The sequence below is a fragment of the Cupriavidus basilensis OR16 genome (assembly GCF_000243095.1).
GTDB classification, from domain to species: Bacteria; Pseudomonadota; Gammaproteobacteria; order Burkholderiales; family Burkholderiaceae; genus Cupriavidus; species Cupriavidus basilensis_D.
Map to the genome: position 1 here is coordinate 144,913 of NZ_AHJE01000012.1, position 18,059 is coordinate 162,971.

An 18,059-nucleotide genomic window follows, 5' to 3' on the forward strand; every position below is an offset into this window, starting at 1 on the left:
CTTTTACAGCGAGACTCCCGATGCGGTACCAGGTCAGGACACTTTCCGCTTCAAATGCGATAGCCGTCATCACCGTCGACGCCCATGACGAGGAGGATGCACGGCGGCAGGCCGACAACCAAGCCCTTCGAGCCATCTCGGTGAGACCGATCGCCACAGACAGAAGGCTTGCGCTGTCACGTGCAACGCGATTTTCGCTGCTTCTTTTTAGCCAGGAGATGCTTGCCTTGGTTAAGGCAGGCCTGAGCCTTTACGAGGCCATTGAGGCCCTGCGGGAAAAGGAGACGGCCGCGGAGGTTTGTGTCGTCCTGGATCGACTGCTCGCTGCGCTACGGGAGGGGCGTCGTTTCTCCGTCGCGCTCGCAGAGCAAGGAAGCTACTTCTCACCGCTATACGTCGGGCTGATGCAAGCGGCTGAGGGCACCAGCGACCTGCCACGGTCGCTTGCACGGTTTGTCGAGTACCAGAAGCGAGTGGATAGTATCCGCGGCAAAGTGGTCAGTGCCTCCATCTACCCCCTGATCCTGATGGTAGTTGGTGCTGCAGTCACGATCTTCCTTGTCTGTTACGTGGTCCCGCGTTTCGCGCTGGTTTATCAGGATACGGGTCGCGACCTGCCATGGTTGTCACAGGTAATGATCAGTTGGGGACAACTGGCCGCGAAGTATGCCTGGGAGTTCGCCGGGGGCGCGGTGGCAAGCGCCTTGGCGGTGTCGGTTGGCGTACATCGTCTGCTCCGCAATGGCAATGTGGGGCGCCTGGCCTCGCGCCTTCCGGCGATCGGCCGGCACGTCCAACTCTATGAGCTCTCACGGCTCTATATCACACTGGGGATGCTACTCGAAGGCGGTATTCCGGCCACAAGCGCGCTCGAGACCGCCTGCGCCACGGTTTCCTCTGCCACGCGAGGCAGGCTTGGGACAGCAGGAGAGCAGATACGGGATGGCAGACCACTCTCTGTGGCATTCGAAGCCAACGGTCTCACCACCACCATTTCGTTGCGCATGCTGCGAGTGGGCGAGCAATCCGGCCAGCTCGGCGCGATGCTGACCCAGGCCGCCGAGTTCTATGACGGCGACATCTCTCGCTTCGTCGAACGCTTCACCAAAACGTTCGAACCGCTGCTGATGACCGTTATCGGTTTGATCGTGGGTCTCATTGTCGTGCTGCTCTACATGCCGATCTTTGATCTTGCCGGGAGTCTCCAGTGAGTGCTCATCCGCCCATAGATGGACTCGTTGGACCAGATGCTTTCGAAGCCGCGCGCGCCGCGGCTCGGCTATCGGGCCGCACGATCGCCGAGGAGCTGGAGGTCGTTGCAAAGCTGGCGCCCCGCATGGCATTGCAGATCGTCGGCGAACGGTTCGAAATGCCCATCCTCGAACCGGCCGAGATGGCACGATTGTCACCGGCCTTCGACTGCTTGCCGCTGGCAAGATCCATGCAGCGCCGCACGTTGCTATCAAGAAGCCCCGAAGGCGAGATGTTCGCGGTACTTTCGGATCCCCGAGATATCGATCTTCAGACGTGGCTGGAAGCGCTGGCTGGGCAGCCAGTCATCTATCGCCTTGCACTGCTGACGGATATCGAGGCATACCTCACACAGCAGGAGGAGTCGGTTCGTGCTGTAGACAGCTTGATTGCTGCGCCCGATTCCGGGCACAGGACCGCGCGGGTGACGGAAGTGCTGTCCTACGCATCGGTCAATGATTCGACTAGTCCCATCGTCCGGATCGTGAACTCCACGCTCTACGACGCGTTGCGGGCCGGGGCCTCCGACGTCCACCTTGAGAGCACACCAAGCGGACTGGCAGTCAAGTACCGGATTGACGGTGTGTTGGACCACGCTACCAGTCTCTCCGGAACAGAACTGGCGGAACAGGTGATTTCTCGCCTGAAGGTGCTGGCGGAGCTTGACATCGCGGAACGGCGGATTCCACAAGACGGTAGCTTTCGTGTGGAATCGCGTGGGCGCGAGATTGATCTTCGAGTATCGATCATGCCCAGCATACACGGCGAAGATGCCGTCATCCGGATTCTGGACAAGCAGGCGATGATTGAGGCGCATGGGGCACTGACGTTGGAGGCGCTAGGATTTGACCCGAAGTCGCTGGTTTCGCTGCGAAGGCTAGCTGAGGAGCCTTACGGCATGCTGCTGGTCACCGGTCCCACCGGGTCAGGAAAAACAACAACGCTGTACGCGGCAATCTCCGAGATTCACAACGGCAGAGACAAGATCATCACGATCGAGGATCCTGTCGAGTACCAGTTGTCAGGTGTGCTGCAGATCCCGGTGAACGACAAGAAGGGACTGACCTTCGCCAAGGGCTTGCGCTCCATTCTTCGGCATGATCCCGACAAAATCATGGTCGGTGAGATTCGGGACAGAGAGACCGCCGAGATCGCTGTGCAATCCGCCCTAACGGGTCACCTCGTGCTCACCACCGTCCACGCGAACAATGTGTTCGACGTGTTCGGCCGGTTTACGCACATGGGCGTCGATCCCTACGCATTTGTCTCCGCATTGAATGGCATTTGGGCGCAACGCTTGATTCGGATCATCTGTCCACACTGCGCAGCGGACGTGAGCCCAGGCGAGGATCAACTACGCGGCTTGGGCATTGACCTCAGCGAACGGGGTGGGATTGCGTTTCGCGCTGGCCGTGGCTGCGCTGAATGCCGTGGAACGGGTTACCACGGTCGCCGGTCGATCGCGGAAATTCTCATCCTTGATGACGAATTGCGAGAACTTGTAGTGGAAAAGGCGCCGATCCGAAGGATCAAGGATGCGGCTCGACGGACGGGAACCAGGAGCCTGCGCGAGGCGGCCCTCGACTTGGTGCAAGCCGGCGAGACGACCTTAGAGGAGGTAAAGCGTGTCACGCTTCAAGCCTAAACACCTTCGCCTCCTCATATCGCCAACGGCTGTTACGCTGTTCATGGACACATGGGGGCAGAGTTCGACATCGAAGCTGATTGCTTCGACGGATCTTCCGCGTGGTGATCTGGTGCAGGCATTGGAATCAGCCTTGGCCGCCCTGCCGAGTGAGAACGTTCCTCCTAGGGCAGCCCTTTCCGTTGTGCTCGCTGATCCTCTCGTGCGCCTGTTCCTGGTAACACCTCCGTCGAACTTGACCCGGTTCGAGGATCTGAGATGCGCGGCAGCCATCCGTTTCGAGCGGTTGTACGAAGCTCACGCCAGTGACTGGCATGTTGCAGCAGCCTGGACATCGGAGGCGCCCTTCCCTGCCTGCGCTGTCCCGCTCGCCGTGCTCGGAGTACTTGCCCGCTTCGCCGCGGCGCGCAAGCTTCGATTTGGGAAGATTGTGCCTGCCGCCTTCGAGCACCCGCGTGCCGATCACCCGTTGCAAGGGCAGGAGACGAGTTGGCTGCTGTCAAGATGCGGCACGCATGTCACCATGGCCGTTCGAACGAGAGATCGGCTTCAAGCGATACGGGCACTGACTTGGCCGGAAGAAGCCTGGAGGTCCTGGGACAGTCTGCACGATGGACTATCCCGTGAAGCCATGCGGCTCGACTGCGCGCTACCCAAGTTCTTGATCGGCACCGGAGACATTCCCGCGGAATTCTTCGCGAATCCTCATCCCAATGGGGCTATCCATCTGCTCAAGGTGCATCCCGCGAAGCCGGTCGGGATCCGCCGGTATCCTTGGCCAGCGCTCGATCTTCGACCAGGCCCCAAGATTCGCGCGGGTTGGACGCCGGCTTCATTGGTAGTTTGTGGCTGCGCGCTCGCAATCACGGCCTATGCGGCGGCACAATCCGTCTTGCTCGCAACGCGAATCAGTGAACTGCAGAAAGAGGTCGCGCACGCTGGTATGCGTTTGGCCGCACGAGAGCGCCCTGTCGACAGCGTTCCCGTAACCGCGGTCAAGGGCGAGCAAGTCGCTGCTGTGAACAGTGCCGTCCGCCAGCTTAACCTGCCGTGGCAGCGGATATTGCAGGCGATTGAAGCGGCAACGCCGAAGGAGATCGCCCTACTCGCACTAGAGCCCGAAGCGAAGCGGACCGCTCTCAAAGGGACTGCCGAGGCCCCTACTGCGGATGGGATGCTCTCGTACATTACACAGTTGAAGACGCAGCGAACCTTTCATAACGTGCTGCTCACTCGACACGAGGTGAATGACCAGGATCCGATGAAGCCCTTTCGGTTCCAGTTTGAAGTCTACTGGCGCGAGGCCGGGGAATGAAAGCGCTCGGATTGCGGTGCTATCTCAGGATGGTCCGTGTTGGTTGGGCGATACCGGCCGCTAGCGGTCTTCTTGTCTGCGCCACGGCCCTGGTGCTCATAGCCCTACCGGCTGAGCGATCGGCTCTGGTTGGGACGCAACGACAACTCGCAGGAGTTAACGCCGCCCTCGCTGTTCCGCATCAGCCTTCGCAAACGCGGCGAGCCGCCACAGCGCAGGGCCTTGCCGCCTTCTACGGGGCCTTGGGCCAGTATGCAACGGTGGAGGACGAGATTGGCATCCTTTTTCGGATCGCCGGCGAGAGCGGGCTTTCGTTACGACAGGCCGAGTATCGTGCGAGCTTCGATCGATCAGGCGCTTTCTACACATACCAGATTGTGTTGCCGGTTCGCGGTCCTTATCGTTCGGTCCGACAGTTCTGCGAAGAAGTACTAAATGCCATTCCGTTCGCTTCCCTTGACGAAGTCAAATTCAAGCGCGGCGCAATTGGCGAGCCGACCATCGAAGCAAAGCTCCAATTCACACTCTTCCTCACCGATCGACAAGTTACTTCAGGCGCGGTCCTCGCAGAGACGAAACCCAGCGCGCGGGAGAGCCCATGAAGCGGAGGCACGTCATCCTCTTGGCAGGACTCGTGAGCGCGGGCGCCATTGCCGCATTGGGTGATCGTACCCCCGGGAATGCAGTCGTTACCCCAGCAGATCGTGGGCGCACAGCCAGTCGCTCGTCGCACGAGCCTGGCAGAAGCCAAGTTGAATCGGCATCGCGCGACGTTGCCGAAGGAAAGGAACAGGCGGTTCTAGAGATCAATCAACGAGTAACGTCTTTGATCGAGGGAAGGCGCCCTACAACGGGCGGGATCTTCGACAGTCAGACCTGGGTGCCACCGCCATCTCCCCCACCGCCGCCGGAGAAGCCGACTGCGCCACCCCTGCCATTCGTCTATCTCGGAAAGCTGCAGCAGCAAGGCACATGGATGGTCTTCCTTGGCCGCGGGAGCGACACGTTCGTGGTCAAGCCAAACGATCGAATCGAAGACGTGTATCAGGTGGATGCAATCAGTCCACCAACCATGACGCTGAAGTATCTTCCACTCGGCGAATCGCAATCTCTAACGATCGAATAGCTTGGTACTAACTCCATGCCAACTTGCGGACGCGCCATCGTTACCTATGCGCTGTGTACCTTGCTATGCGCCTGTGCCGCGCCGGTGGCAATCCAGGAGGCCCGGCAACTCTATGGGCAAGGTAAAGTAGAGGATAGCCTGACGCACTTGAAGGCGGCGTTGGCCGAGACCCCCACGAATCCGCAGTTGCGGGCAGCGTACCTGGCATTGCGCGATCAGGCCATTACCAATTGGCTTGCTGAGGCCGAAACCGCGCGGATTCGCGAGGATCAGCGGGCAGCTGAAGGGTCCTATCGCCGTGTGCTGGGCATCGACACTGGAAATGCGCGTGCCATGGCGGGCCTGCAATCACTGGAACGTAGCGCTCGTCACGCGAAGCTGCTGCAGGAGGCGGAGAACGCAATTCGCAAGAAAGACGATGAGGCCGGCCGTTCTATTCTCCGGGGCATCTTGTCTGACGATCCTGCCAACTCATCCGCGCGGCGAGTTCTGAACGCACTGGAAGAGCGGACCACCAAGCCACCTATGGATCCGCAACTATCTACTGCGCTACAGAAGACCCTCACAATTGACTTCAAGGATGCAATGCTCAAGCAAGTCTTCGAGATTTTCTCACGCACAGCATCGATTAATTTCGTGTTTGATAAGGATGTCAGGGGAGATCAGAAGGCGACGGTGTTCCTGAAAGGAACCACCATCAAGGACGCGGTTGAAGTCGTGCTCTTGACCAACCAATTGGAGCAACGGGTACTCGACCGGAACACGATACTGATTTACCCCAATACCCCGGCGAAGCTCAAAGACTATCAGACGCTCGCGGTACGGTCCTTCTTTCTCTCCAGCGCCGATGCGGAGCAGGTTGCCAACACGCTGAAGACGATTCTCAAAACCCGCGATGTCATCGTTGACAAGAAGCAGAATATGCTGATCATGCGGGATACGCCCGACGCGGTCCGAATGGCGGAAAAGCTAGTTGCGCTTCACGATCTCCCAGAGCCGGAGGTCATGCTGGAGGTCGAGATTCTTGAAGTCAACCGAACCCGCCTCATGGAACTCGGCATCAAATTTCCGGAGCAGCTGTCGCTGGCTCCGCTGCCAACCGCAACGGGCAGTAGTGTTACGCTCAATGACCTGCTACATCTCTCGGCAAGCCAGGTCTCAGCTAGCATTTCGCCATTGAACATCAACGCGCGCGGCGTGGATGGTGACGTCAACCTGCTGGCCAACCCGCGCATTCGCGCACGCAATCGGGAAACTGCCAAGGTTCTGATCGGTGACAGAGTGCCGAACATTACCTCAACGTCGACAGCCACCGGCTTCGTCGCGGAGAACGTGCAGTACCTGGACGTCGGTCTTAAGCTCGACGTGACGCCGGTGATCTCGATTGACAACGAAATTGCCATCAAGATCTCGCTGGAAGTCAGCAATATCGCCAATCAGATCAAGACGACCTCTGGGACGCTCGCCTATCAGATTGGCACGCGCACTGCGTCCACGGTGCTGAGGCTCAAGGATGGGGAGAATCAGGTGCTGGCTGGCCTCATTAGTGACGAAGATCGCAGAACGACCAATAAGCTGCCTGGTCTTGGCGACATCCCAATTGCCGGCCGGCTGTTTTCGAGCGGCCTGAGCCAAGCGAACAAGAACGAAATTGTCCTCTCGATCACCCCGCACCTCATCCGCAATATGGCACGACCCGAAATGAACCAATTGGAGTTCTACGCGGGCACCGAGTCAAGCTTGCGCGGCCTTCCCGCGAGATCGACGCCCGATGTCTCTCCCGGATCCAATGCTGTCGCACCAGGTGATGCCACTCCTGCGACGCGGACACTCCCACCTGGCCCGGTCGCCAGCGCACCAGTGACACCCGGCGTTCCGAGCTCTAACGCTGCGTTGCCGGCGGCGAATGGAGTTGGGGCTGGTGGCGCTGTGGGCTCAGGACTGCTGCGATGGCAGGCACCGTCACAAGTCAAGGTCGGCGAACCGTTTTCCGCGCAGCTCTGGATGCAGCCGCCGCAGGCCGTCACCAGCATTCCATACGCTCTGGCCTTTGATCCCAAGCTGGTAGAGGTGCTATCGGTCAGCGAGGGAGACCTGCTAAAACAGGACGGCAGCGCCACCGCATTCAATCAGCGCGTCGATCGGAATGCCGGTCAGATCTATGTAACGAATACGCGCAGTGCTCAAAGCCAGGGCGACAGCACGGGGACGACGACGCCTGGCACGCTCTTGACGCTGTCGTTGCGTGCAGTTGCTCCCGCGGATGCAACCCTACTACAGGTCACGACAATCGCGCCTATCGGCGTCAATGGCGCAACGGTGAATGTACCAGTGCCTAGTCCGCAATCGATCAAGGTGGTGCCTTGAGGATCCAGAATGTCGATCGCTATTCGCTGCCCAGCGCGGGGTTTCACCCTGATTGAGCTGCTTGTCACGTTGGCCGTCACTGCGCTCCTGGCCACCATGGTGGTCCCTTTAGCGCAAGTGACTTTGCAACGCCAACACGAGCAGGAGTTGCGGCGTGCGCTGCGTGAGATACGCACCGCGATTGATGCATACAAGCAAGCAACAGATCAGGGGCGGATCCAGCGCGCCATCGACAGTACCGGCTACCCTAAATCGCTGAATACTCTGGTCGACGGGGTTGAGGACACGCGTGATCCGAAAAAGGCCAAGATCTATTTCTTGCGCCGCATACCACGCGATCCGTTGTACACGGACTACCGCGTTCCGGATGCCGATACGTGGGGAAAGCGAAGCTATGCCAGCGAACCCTCAGATCCTCAGGAGGGGGCAGATGTTTATGATGTGTTCTCGACATCGACCGCGATCGGTCTCAACGGTATCCCATACCGCCGCTGGTAGGCCAAGCCATGTCCCACCGCAATATCAACCGTACGCGCCTGCGAGCTGGTCGATCAGCGGAACCCTGGCAGGCACGCCAAGGATTTACGCTGATAGAGTTGCTGGTTGTGCTGAGTATCATAGCGTTGCTGCTGACGCTCTCTCTACCGCGCTACTTTCACAGCGTCGACAAGGCAAAAGAGGCCATTCTCATGGAGAACCTGCGCGTTACGCGTGAGACCATCGATAAGTTCCTTGACGATACCGGGCGGTACCCCGAGAGCCTGCAGGAGCTAGTAGATCGTCACTATCTCAGGTCCTTGCCGGTTGATCCGCTTACTGAGAACAATGGAACGTGGCTGCTGATACCACCCGTAGACCCGGCTAAGGGTGGCGTCTACGACGTGAAGAGTACCGCGCCGGGACAGACACGGGACGGAATATCGTATGCGGATTTCTAGGGCAAGAAAGCGGAAGTTGCGTAGGCAGGCGGCATTCACCTACCTTGGGTTGATGATCATGATCGCCATTCTTGGCGTGACAACGACCTCAACCCTGATGCTCGGTGCTGTGACTCAGCGGCGGATGGCGGAAGACGAACTGTTGTTCGTCGGCGAACAGTACCGCGCGGCATTCGAGAGCTATTTTCGCGCCACACCGGTAGGCAGCCCACCCTATCCGATGACGTTGCAGGAATTGACCAGGGATCCTCGCTATCCCAATCCGCGCCGGCACTTACGACAGATCTATGTGGATCCCATCACGTCTCGAGCTGACTGGGTCTTGGTCGCGGCGCCCGGTGGCGGCATCCTGGGCATCCATAGCGCCTCGCAAAGTGCCCCAATTAAGATTGCAAACTTCCCGCCTGCTTTCCGTGCATTCGAAGGGAAAGGGAGTTATGCGGATTGGATCTTTTTCTATGCAGCGGGTATGAGTGCAATAGGGCCTCAACCGCTGCCGGGTAGCAAGCCGTAGATGACCAACGCATCGAGCCCAGCGTCGCGGCTCCTGCTCAGGCACCTGATGGTTAATCGGCTGCGTCTTCGGTTCGGGTGGGATGCTCATTATGTTGCCTCACTGGTCAGTGGGCTCGATGATGAAATGCGCCGCGGCATAGCTGGCGTTGCACTCCCACACGGCGGTGCCATCGCGGAAAAAAATGCACCAGCGACCGTCACTAACGCAACGCGTCCGGGGAAACACTTCCTCATGGCCATTCAAGATGGCCAGCATGTGGCTGGTCTCCCGGCATTTGACCAAATACTGGCCGGCAGCCAATGGCTCTGGCATCGCCTTTCTTACCACGTGGTTTTCCTCCTGGCCAGCGTCTGGAACGCCAGGTGGAAGGCCGCACGCGCAGCGGTCTCGGCTCGATCCGCGTCATCCTTGGCGGACAGGCAGTGGGCCTCGGTCACGGCGGTGTCACCATCCGGAAAGCGCACCGCCAGCGCGCGGTAGCGCGCATTGGCCTCGCGCAACGCGGCGTACTCATCCGGAGAGGTCCGGGCGATGTGTAGGTCAAACAGGCTGGCGCTCATGGATATCCTCGTTTGGTATTCGGCTCCGCAGACAACCCATCCGCGATAGCGGCTTGTGCGTCGCCCCGGATGTAGACGGTCGCGCCCGGACTGGATACTCCCGCCCCATTCGATGCCAATCTCAGCAGCAGGATCGATAAAGCACAGGTAGCCGTTCACTTGCGCAACGATGCCGTCGCAGCTCATTCTCAAATCCATGATCCCGAAAAGAGGTCAGTCGTCATGGTCACATAGGCCCGCTCGACCTCGATCTTGCCGGCCCCGCTGACATAGAGAACGTACTTGCCGTCCTCCTGGATCACCTTGGCTTGTGGCATGTAGGCATAGTGGTATTCAAAGTGGAAGCGCGCCTGGCGCCATTTACCGCCACTGCAGAACTCGAACACCGTGTTTTGATCTTCGTAGCCCTCGAACTCCCCTGCCAGCTGGCCTTGCTCGATAACGCCCATGGCGACTTGCTCCTGGATGCCCGGCGTGGGCAGTACACCGATGATACGGATCTGGCATTTTCTCTTGCTACCCTACGGAGGGGGCGTTCTAGATCTCTCAATCACGCTCACTCTAGCAGCGCTGGCATCTTCCCACAGTTGGGAGACAGGCGCGCGGCGCCCCCGGCACGCATCCGCCAGGTCCCGCTTGCTGGCGCACGTCTGGAAGTGGCGCTGGATCTGCGGGCACAGCGCGGTGGCCGCCAGCCCCGCCTGCGCACCCGAGCGAGCGGGCTTGTTTCGCGGCGCCCACTTGGCCCGGTCGATCGCATACCGTCAACCCACGCGGAAATGCTCCGCGGACTGCCCCGCGTTGACGGCCCACTGCAGCCAGGCCGGCATCTCGCCCTGCCCGTCCCATTTCCGCCCTTCGGCGTCGCGGTAGGTGCGCGTCGGTGCTGGTGCTGGTGCCGGCGGCGGCACCACCACGGCGAAGCAACCCGCTGCCTGCAGGTCGGCCAAGGTCAGGCCATGCCTGGCCATCTGCACACGTATCCACACGATGGCCGCGGCGCGCTCGCTCTCAAGAGACATGGGACGATAGGTATAAGGTTTCGGGAATCGGAAAGGTGCAACGATTTGGGGACACACCATCAATCGCCCTTTCGGGTGTTCCACGCCGCCTGCATTGCCTCCATGCGTCGCGCCGCCTCGGTGGTCACATAGCGCGTGGTGGTGTCGAGCGAAGCGTCGCCGGCGTTCTGCTGCGCCACCTCCAGCGGCGCCCAGCCGCTAGCGCATACGAAATATGCATGTGGCGCAGCCAGTGCGTGCTGGCCTGCGGCGCCCGCTCGCCCAGGTCGGCGGCGTGGCCGAGATAGGCGGCAGCGCTTCAAGCTGGGCCAGCACGAACACCCCACTGGTCCTCAGTCTGGCGGCGCCCCACATCCGGTTCCGGCCTGGCCTCGCGCGGCACGTGGATGTGCGTGAGCTGTGTCTATGTCTAGGCAGCAAGGGGGGCCGGATCTATGCGCGAAAAGGTGGCGGCTGACGGTGTATGCAGAAACTTAAGCTTCAGATTCCAGTTGCCGGCGACTAAGCATGTCTGCGCTATATCTGGATCGGTTTGTACCTGTGACGTCACAATGTTACGATGCACTCCATGATGCATGCAATGGGATAAAAGTTCAGATGACACGGTTAGTGCAGCGGTCACAGGGTTGGGGATCTTGCAGGTTTTTAATTGGGTTCTGATACGGATTATCTTTCCAATCTTTAGTCCGAATAAAAATTGCTGGGGGAAGAATGAACAAAAGAAGGCTCTGGCTTAATGAATGCAGGCGAGGCATTGTTAATCCTGCACATCGCAATGGTTTTTCTTCCACTTTATTAATGCTGCTATCTGCGCTATTATTGCTTCAAGCGCATTCCTTGTACGCGGCATCGGGATTCTGGGACGACCATAGGAACATAACGGGCGAATACTCATCTGGCCAAAATGTTTGCGATGCACGCGCTAAGTTGCTTGGCCCTCCCTATCTGGGCAGCTTGTTGTTCGTCTTTCAATCGTCGACCGATGGTAAGTGTGTATTCCAGAGTGCCCAATATCCCGGTTATGTCATGGCATGGCCAAGATACAATGCGTGGCCCGTTTCCCCATGCACCGATCCATCTTTCTCAAAGATGGATAACGGTAGTGGCACTTATGTGTGTCAGCCGGGTAGCTCGGCAGAGCATACGGGCACACCGATTAACCGGCTTGCCGAGCAGTCTTGTCCTGTCGGAAATCCAATCTCCCCCGGGACGGGTGTCAAAATTCAAGCGGAAGTTGATTATTTTGGCGCCGGACCACAACCATTATCCCTGCGGCGCATCTATCGTTCAAGCTATCTAAATACGCCGCAAGACGGATTTGGTAATCTTTGGCAGCACCAGTGGCAAAAGAGACTGGACCTAACGCTGCAGTTCGCATACACACCAAGCATTACGGCCCTGCGAGATGATGGCAGTTTTACGCGGTTCGTTTGGCAACAGAGCAACTGGACGGCTGCCGGTGGTGCAAGGGATGCGCTTCAACCTATCCGCAACGCTGCCAATGCCATCATCGGTTGGCAATACACCGAGGCAATCACCGATAGCGTCGAAACATACAATGCGACCGGTAAGCTCCTATCGGTCAAGAATCGCAATGGATGGACTACTACTCTGTCCTATAGCGACGGGGCCACACCACCCAGCATTGCCCCCAAACCGGGACTACTCATCGGGGTTCAGAATCAATTCGCTCATACCCTGAGTTTCAGCTATGACTCGCTAGCGCGAATCACTTCTGTGACCGATCCGGGTGGCGGTGTAACACGCTATGCCTACGATACCTATGGCATGCTGGCCACTGTAACTTGGCCGGATGGAAAGACTCGCCAATATCTCTACGAAAATAGCCAATTTCGATGGGCGCTGACCGGCATCACTGACGAGGCTGGCGCCAGGTTTGCAACGTACGCTTATGATGTACAAGGACGTGCAATCACCACCGAACATGCCGGCGGCATCAACAAGACCCAACTCCAGTTCTTGGACAACGGCCAAACAACGGTGACCAGCTCTGACGGCAGCAGTCGTACCTATGCCTTCCAACTCCAGCAGAACGTGCTACGTCCCACCAGCGTGTCCGCACCCTGCCTCGAGTGCGGAAGTGTTACAAAAGCGTTTACCTATGACGACAGCGGTAGCCTGTCAAGCAAGTTCGATTTTGACAACAAGGAAACTCGCTACACCTACGACACGCTTGGGAGGGAAACGCAGCGCATAGAGGGTTATGGCACAGCCAACGCGCAGACCACAACCACGGAGTGGCATCCCACCTGGCGCCTGCCGGTCAAGATTGCGTCGCCTAGCCGGGTGGACTATTTCACATACGACGCAAAAGGACAGGTAGTCGGCTACGCGTGGTTCCCGACCATTGACGCGAATGGCAGCCAAGGTCTGAGTGCCACACCCTCGGGACCGATGACGAGTACTGGGTGGACTTACGATGCCAACGGCCTGGCGACTGCAACGGTGGAAATGATTGGAGACGCTGTCACAGGGCAGTGGTACTTCACCTACGATGCCGATGGCAACCTGCAGACCCTGACCGATCGTGACGGCAAAGTCGGCCGGGCGCTGCAGTATGACGCCGCGGGCCGGCTGCTGGACGCGATCAATATGGATGGGGAGCGCGTCCGCTATCAGTACAATGCTCGAGGCTCGCTGATCGCCTATGAGGTGGACGGGCGCGTGAGCAACTATGAGTACGACGCGAATGGCTTCCTCACGGCAATTCGGGGGCCTGCCAGCTACTATGAAGGCTATGAGTACGACGCTGCGCACCGGCTGACTGCGCGCCTGTTGCCGGCCACTGTGCAGAACGTCGACACGTCCAACCCTTTTGGGCCGCTCTCGAGCGATCGACCGGTACCGCCCGACAGCGGGCGAGTGCAGAGCACTTGGTCAGCCCTCTGGACCAGGCTGAAGGATTGGGTGACGTCGTGGATCCCGTCCGCCAATGCCCAGGCAGGCTGGCAAAGGATCCTCATTCCGAGATGGCCGTCCAGGAGCCAGGCGCCAATCAATGCACCGGCCTCGCCGGCGGACGAGCTGCAAGAAGGGGCTGGCATCCGCCAAAATCCAAATACGCTGCTGCAGCAGGTCGATCGAACCCTGCGCGACCTGGCGACCCGTGTCACGGACGCAATGACGTGTGATGAAGATCCCAGGTGCACGCGAGCACGAGCCGACGCGCAAAGTGCATACCACAACATCACGACCAAGCGGCTGCCGCAATACCTGACCGGCGGGACAGCCGGGGCCGACGAGAAACACAGGAAGTCGATCCTCGATCGACAGATCGCGCTGAAGGACGCGATCCGCCGGGTCAGACTGTATTGCGTGGCGTGGCCGCTCGAACTCCCGGAATGGGAGCGGGTCGCTAATATGGAAGTGCCAATCCTCTATTAGAGCAAGCAACTATGTCAGCTTCTTTGGAAATGCCTTCGGCTCTCGCTGAGTATCTCCGCTCTCCCGCACTGGAGCGGTCCGACGCGCATATCGCGACCCTTCAATCGCGCCTCAACTACATTGCGGAGGTCGTAGAAGCCGTCTCGCAGTGGTCGGGGGATCGAGCTCGGCCGGTCTTCGCGCTGCTGAATGAGATCGAGTCCGATTTGCTGGTCATCATCGGTGGCGAGAGCAAGGATGGCAGGGAGGACTCGACCTACATCATGCACAGCTCCTGGCCAGCCGATTGCAGTGCCGCCGCAATGTTTGAAAGCCTGCCGAAGAGGGTTGTCTCCGTAATGAATCGCGGCGTCGGCAAGGTTCTCCTAATGGACCCGGAGGCCGAAAAATGGGTGGTCGGCTGGGGCTCTGCCATGCGAGATCTGGCATCTGCGTTTGCCGGGTCCGCGAACCTCGAGCAATCGATGGGGAGATTGATGGCCCTCGATATCATGCTCACCAACATGCTGTCTTTCATCGCCTCCATGCGGCTGAACCCGATGATTGAGAAGTAGCAATGACCAAGCCCTCGCGGCTGCGGCTGGCCGACTGTTTCACGCTGAGTCTGTCCGGCGGCTGATGCGCGGGCAACTCCGAGCGATCGACTGGGTGGAGGCCAAGTACGTGCAACTCCCGCACACGGCCTGCCATCGGCTCGAACTCTGGAGTTTGCGCGCTTGGCATCGACATCTTGCGCATGGATACTCGAGGGCGTGGGCGAGAGGGCGCGTGTTCGCCGGACCAGAGTAAGAAAGGGAGGGTTTTATGAAAAACGAACTAATCGGCTATCCGAACAAGCGAATCGATGCCGCGTATCACCTGCGCAGCCCAGCGCCTGATGACGTGTGGAATCACCGCGACTATGAGACATGGCGCGCGGACATTTGGAAGCTGATTCAGGACTTCGCCAATGAGGAAGTCCAGACCGCCTTCTTAGCACGGCCACCCGAGTATGTTGTCGGTGATGATCTCAGTTGGTTGGATGAGATCATCGCCGACGTCCTTGATATAGACGTCGATTCCAAGACCCAGCTTGCGCAGCGGCTACGGGGGCGTTATCGCGCAATCCGAGCGGTGCACGGCACAAAAACCTCGGATCTTGATCCGTTCTATCGGGAAGGTCTCGAGCCGCTGGCACCCGAGCGGTTCCACGCGCAGGCCAAAAAAAAGTGTATTCCTTAGCGGTGCCTTCCCAGAGTTGACTGAGCCTGATCTTCAGAGGGCCATTGATGCGGTTGGCTCGGACCTACGTGCGGGGCGCGTCTATTTCGAGGCCAATGAGCATAGTTTGATCGAATACTGCGGCCACTACATGCTCTACGGCAGTGAGTATCTGGTTGCGATCGCGGCGCATCTGAACGGCCCTCGGGATTATCGGCGCGTGCTCAAGGAGAGGGGACGCCGACAATCTTCGTCTGCGATGTGCCGCTCGACTACATCAGTGAAGACTCAATGCTTGAGTTCGCGGGCGAAGCCTTGGAATGCGTATTTCAAGAGCTGCTGGATGGGAAGGAATTTGCGCGGGACGACGGGCGCGGGGCAGGGTTCTGCATTCGAATGCCATTGCCACCGGAGTGCCTGATAGGGCACTACCATCCTCGCGTTCGGTGGGATCCTCTCGGCGTGCGCTGAGGGCGCGCGCTGCCATCCACGGCTGGGCCGTGAGTCTGCAGCCCTACCTCCGCGTAGAAGCGCAACGACAATAGCTTGATAACGTTTTGGCTTGCAGCACCATGAACACAGAAAATAAATCTGAACACGATTTAAGAACGGAGCGGATGGTTAGCGAGCTGGTGGACGGCTTTCACAGACTCGTTCAATCAGCCGTAGGTGCGAGTATTCCGAAAGATACTCCTGAGTGTAACGACGGACATGTCCTTGCCATTAAGGTTCTAAAGCATGTCGTTACAGCCAGGTATCTTATGACCACGAAGATACTTGTCGCGGAAAACTATCCATTCTTGGACAACTCGTCCGTCGCGGTAGTAGCTAGGACAGCCCTGGAGGGGTGCTTGGCACTACATTATGCGTTCTGCCATCCAGACCTCGCGACGCGCTCCTTTCGCTATAAGATGTGGCGATACTCGGGACTTCTCGAACGCTCGAAGATCGTCACCTCGCAAGATGCCACAAAGGAGAAAATGGCTGGGGCGTTGGCGCAGCTCGACCAATTGAAGGCAGAGTTGATGGAATTCGACGCATTCAAAAGGCTTCCCCCAAAGAAAAGGTCCGATGTTCTTGGAGGAAATTGGCGGCCGCAAATGGCGTGGATAGACCTCGCGGTGAGCGCGGGCATTTCTCGCCTTCTATTCCAGCAATTCTATGGCTATCTTTGCGGACACTGCCATTCAAGTTTCATTAGCGTCCTTCAGACTAGGGACTCGATGCAAAGCGTAGCGTTGCAACAAAAAACACGCCTCGATGCCGGCTCTTCTGCTTGCGATCGTGATGGCTCGCGTGATCGATTGCTACTGCGAGATCGTTGCTCCAGACGTGGCTGAAAAAGCCGGCCGCGCGCAGGCGCGCCGCACGCACCACCAGGTCCAGCTCGCTGGCGCAGGCCCGGAAGAAGGGCTTGAGCTGGCGATACAGCGTGGTGGTATCTAGCCCTGCCTCGGCACCGGTGCGGTTGGCTATTTCCTCGCATCGTCAGATGAGACCAGTGTAGATGGCAATGAAAAGAGCCATAGCTCCAGGCAAACACCCAACAGGCACTAACCGTGGCCAGGATGACTTAACCCGCAGGATAGAACTGCTGCAACCGGACATTGTTGCCTTAGCTCCACCGCTGCCAAGCACTCATCGCCATAGCGCCGAGTAATGCGGCAAGCCAGAAACTCAGCCAGTTCATGTACTTGAGAAAACCGAGGAACCTCCGGGTCGGTAGAGTCTGCCTCACCATTTCCGTTACGCTTTGACGCAACTCGAGAACGCGTCGCTGGGCCTGCGGAAACAGCAAGGCGGAGAATGCCGCAGCGTGCGGCATGTCGAGCTCTTCGATGTTCGAAAATTCATCTCGCGAGCGTTCAACAAGTTCTCTCGCCTTCATCGGTTCGGACTCCCCCGCTGCATTCCTGAGACCATCCATATCGGTGTAGGCGAAGCGTATGCCAAACTGCTCATAAAACATATTGCGCCTAGTTCTGTTGACCTCCTCCGTAGCATCGGTTGCCAGTAGCTTGATCGTCGCGACGTCACTTTCGGGACAGTGGTACTTTGCCCACCGGACTAGCAGGTTGAAGCAGTAGGAGCCGATCCTCCATCCGCGCAACGCGCGGTCCTCAATGATCACATACCCATTGGTCAACTTCACGCAATTGAAGCCCGTGTCGTAGGCACGCATTTCACAGACAACGTCACCTTCAGCGGTCAGAGCGACTAGTTCCACGCTCAGCAGCCTGCCGCGACTAAGAACTTCTCGGGTACCTACCGCAAGCAGAATTGAACTGGCTTTCTGGCGCTCGCTAGGCCGAGCGGAAGGTTCGTCCCTAAACGGAACGGACACGCGAAGGAATTGCCATGCCATGTCTCTGTATTTCTCATCATGTAGGACACGCGGGACGTACTCGGGTGCGCGGTCATCAAAAAGGAAGCTATCGTGAAGATTAGGCAAGGTGACATAGACGGGTAGGGTTGTGCCAGTGGCAATTATCGTTTGTTCACAAGATGAAGTCGATGGCATCTGAAACTGCTATCCCCGGTGCTTCAGGGCGAGATCGAGCGCAACTTGCCGATCTGCAACGGCAACTCACGTCCCAGACGATCAAGATCGACAGCCTCAAACTGCTGATCGCCAAGCCGCGGCGCATGCAATTCGGCCGCAAGCCAGAGAAGCTCGATCGCCAGATCAACGTAAGCGCGAAATTGACCCCAC

The 18,059-nt window shown here is 58.6% G+C and carries 18 protein-coding genes and 1 pseudogene; 14 read left to right on the forward strand and 5 right to left on the reverse strand.

Annotated features, from left to right (window positions below):
- Positions 1–20 precede the first annotated feature (20 nt).
- Genes OR16_RS04295 through OR16_RS04335 form a run of 9 tightly spaced genes read left to right on the forward strand, consistent with a single transcriptional unit; the run spans position 21 to position 9,156 of the window.
- Entirely contained in the window at positions 21–1,211 is a 1,191-nt protein-coding gene (locus OR16_RS04295) for a type II secretion system F family protein (RefSeq protein ID WP_006156742.1), read from the forward strand.
- Positions 1,208–2,896: a GspE/PulE family protein gene (locus OR16_RS04300; RefSeq protein WP_006156743.1), complete on the forward strand. Its 1,689-nt coding sequence runs from the start codon at positions 1,208–1,210 to the stop codon at positions 2,894–2,896. Before OR16_RS04295 ends, OR16_RS04300 begins: the two co-directional genes overlap by 4 nt.
- Entirely contained in the window at positions 2,877–4,211 is a 1,335-nt protein-coding gene (locus OR16_RS39525) for a hypothetical protein (RefSeq protein WP_141639838.1), read from the forward strand. Before OR16_RS04300 ends, OR16_RS39525 begins: the two co-directional genes overlap by 20 nt.
- Positions 4,208–4,813, forward strand: a complete 606-nt coding sequence (locus OR16_RS04310) for a hypothetical protein (RefSeq protein WP_006156745.1) — start codon at positions 4,208–4,210, stop codon at positions 4,811–4,813. The genes OR16_RS39525 and OR16_RS04310 overlap by 4 nt, the downstream gene beginning before the upstream one ends.
- Positions 4,810–5,337: a hypothetical protein gene (locus OR16_RS43420; protein ID WP_141639839.1), complete on the forward strand. Its 528-nt coding sequence runs from the start codon at positions 4,810–4,812 to the stop codon at positions 5,335–5,337. The genes OR16_RS04310 and OR16_RS43420 overlap by 4 nt, the downstream gene beginning before the upstream one ends.
- A 15-nt stretch (positions 5,338–5,352) precedes the next feature.
- Positions 5,353–7,704, forward strand: coding sequence for a secretin N-terminal domain-containing protein (locus OR16_RS04320; RefSeq protein WP_100227829.1), 2,352 nt, complete (start codon positions 5,353–5,355; stop codon positions 7,702–7,704).
- Positions 7,705–7,713: 9 nt separating this feature from the next.
- Entirely contained in the window at positions 7,714–8,202 is a 489-nt protein-coding gene (locus OR16_RS04325; protein ID WP_006156747.1) for a type II secretion system protein, read from the forward strand.
- An 8-nt stretch (positions 8,203–8,210) separates the two neighbouring features.
- Entirely contained in the window at positions 8,211–8,642 is a 432-nt protein-coding gene (locus OR16_RS04330) for a type II secretion system protein (protein ID WP_081488672.1), read from the forward strand.
- 58 nt (positions 8,643–8,700) lie between these two features.
- Entirely contained in the window at positions 8,701–9,156 is a 456-nt protein-coding gene (locus OR16_RS04335; RefSeq protein WP_237716926.1) for a type II secretion system protein, read from the forward strand.
- 99 nt (positions 9,157–9,255) lie between these two features.
- Here OR16_RS04335 and OR16_RS04340 read toward each other — a convergent pair whose 3' ends face one another.
- The 4 genes from OR16_RS04340 to OR16_RS04355 form a co-directional block, all read right to left on the reverse strand.
- On the reverse strand, positions 9,256–9,414 hold the full coding sequence (locus tag OR16_RS04340; protein WP_006156750.1) for a hypothetical protein: 159 nt from the start codon (positions 9,412–9,414) through the stop codon (positions 9,256–9,258).
- A 65-nt stretch (positions 9,415–9,479) separates the two neighbouring features.
- The gene (locus tag OR16_RS40890; RefSeq protein ID WP_006156751.1) at positions 9,480–9,719 is read right to left on the reverse strand and encodes a hypothetical protein; all 240 of its coding nucleotides are present in this window, start codon (positions 9,717–9,719) and stop codon (positions 9,480–9,482) included.
- 188 nt (positions 9,720–9,907) lie between these two features.
- Positions 9,908–10,168, reverse strand: coding sequence for a hypothetical protein (locus OR16_RS04350; protein ID WP_006156752.1), 261 nt, complete (start codon positions 10,166–10,168; stop codon positions 9,908–9,910).
- Between the two features lie 315 nt (positions 10,169–10,483).
- On the reverse strand, positions 10,484–10,741 hold the full coding sequence (locus tag OR16_RS04355) for an H-NS family nucleoid-associated regulatory protein (protein ID WP_006156753.1): 258 nt from the start codon (positions 10,739–10,741) through the stop codon (positions 10,484–10,486).
- A 711-nt stretch (positions 10,742–11,452) separates the two neighbouring features.
- On the opposite strand from OR16_RS04355, the gene OR16_RS04360 reads away from it, so the two are divergent.
- The 4 genes from OR16_RS04360 (at position 11,453) to OR16_RS43425 (ending at position 16,686) form a co-directional block, all read left to right on the forward strand.
- Complete coding sequence (locus OR16_RS04360; protein WP_081488673.1) at positions 11,453–14,146, forward strand: RHS repeat domain-containing protein; 2,694 nt, start codon at positions 11,453–11,455, stop codon at positions 14,144–14,146.
- An 11-nt stretch (positions 14,147–14,157) separates the two neighbouring features.
- Positions 14,158–14,700, forward strand: a complete 543-nt coding sequence (locus OR16_RS40900; RefSeq protein WP_141639840.1) for a hypothetical protein — start codon at positions 14,158–14,160, stop codon at positions 14,698–14,700.
- A 250-nt stretch (positions 14,701–14,950) separates the two neighbouring features.
- Positions 14,951–15,367, forward strand: a complete 417-nt coding sequence (locus OR16_RS04370; protein WP_006156757.1) for a hypothetical protein — start codon at positions 14,951–14,953, stop codon at positions 15,365–15,367.
- 551 nt (positions 15,368–15,918) lie between these two features.
- Positions 15,919–16,686 (forward strand): DUF5677 domain-containing protein, encoded by a 768-nt coding sequence (locus OR16_RS43425; protein ID WP_141639841.1) that lies wholly within the window; start codon positions 15,919–15,921, stop codon positions 16,684–16,686.
- Positions 16,687–16,961: 275 nt separating this feature from the next.
- Here the strand turns inward: OR16_RS43425 and OR16_RS39535 are convergent, their stop codons facing one another.
- A complete protein-coding gene (locus OR16_RS39535) occupies positions 16,962–17,528 on the reverse strand; it encodes a hypothetical protein (RefSeq protein ID WP_006156759.1) in 567 nt (188 codons plus the stop codon).
- A gap of 332 nt (positions 17,529–17,860) precedes the next feature.
- Between OR16_RS39535 and OR16_RS48080 the strand changes: the two are divergent.
- Positions 17,861–18,059 (forward strand): annotated as a pseudogene (locus OR16_RS48080) (hypothetical protein); the annotation flags it as partial.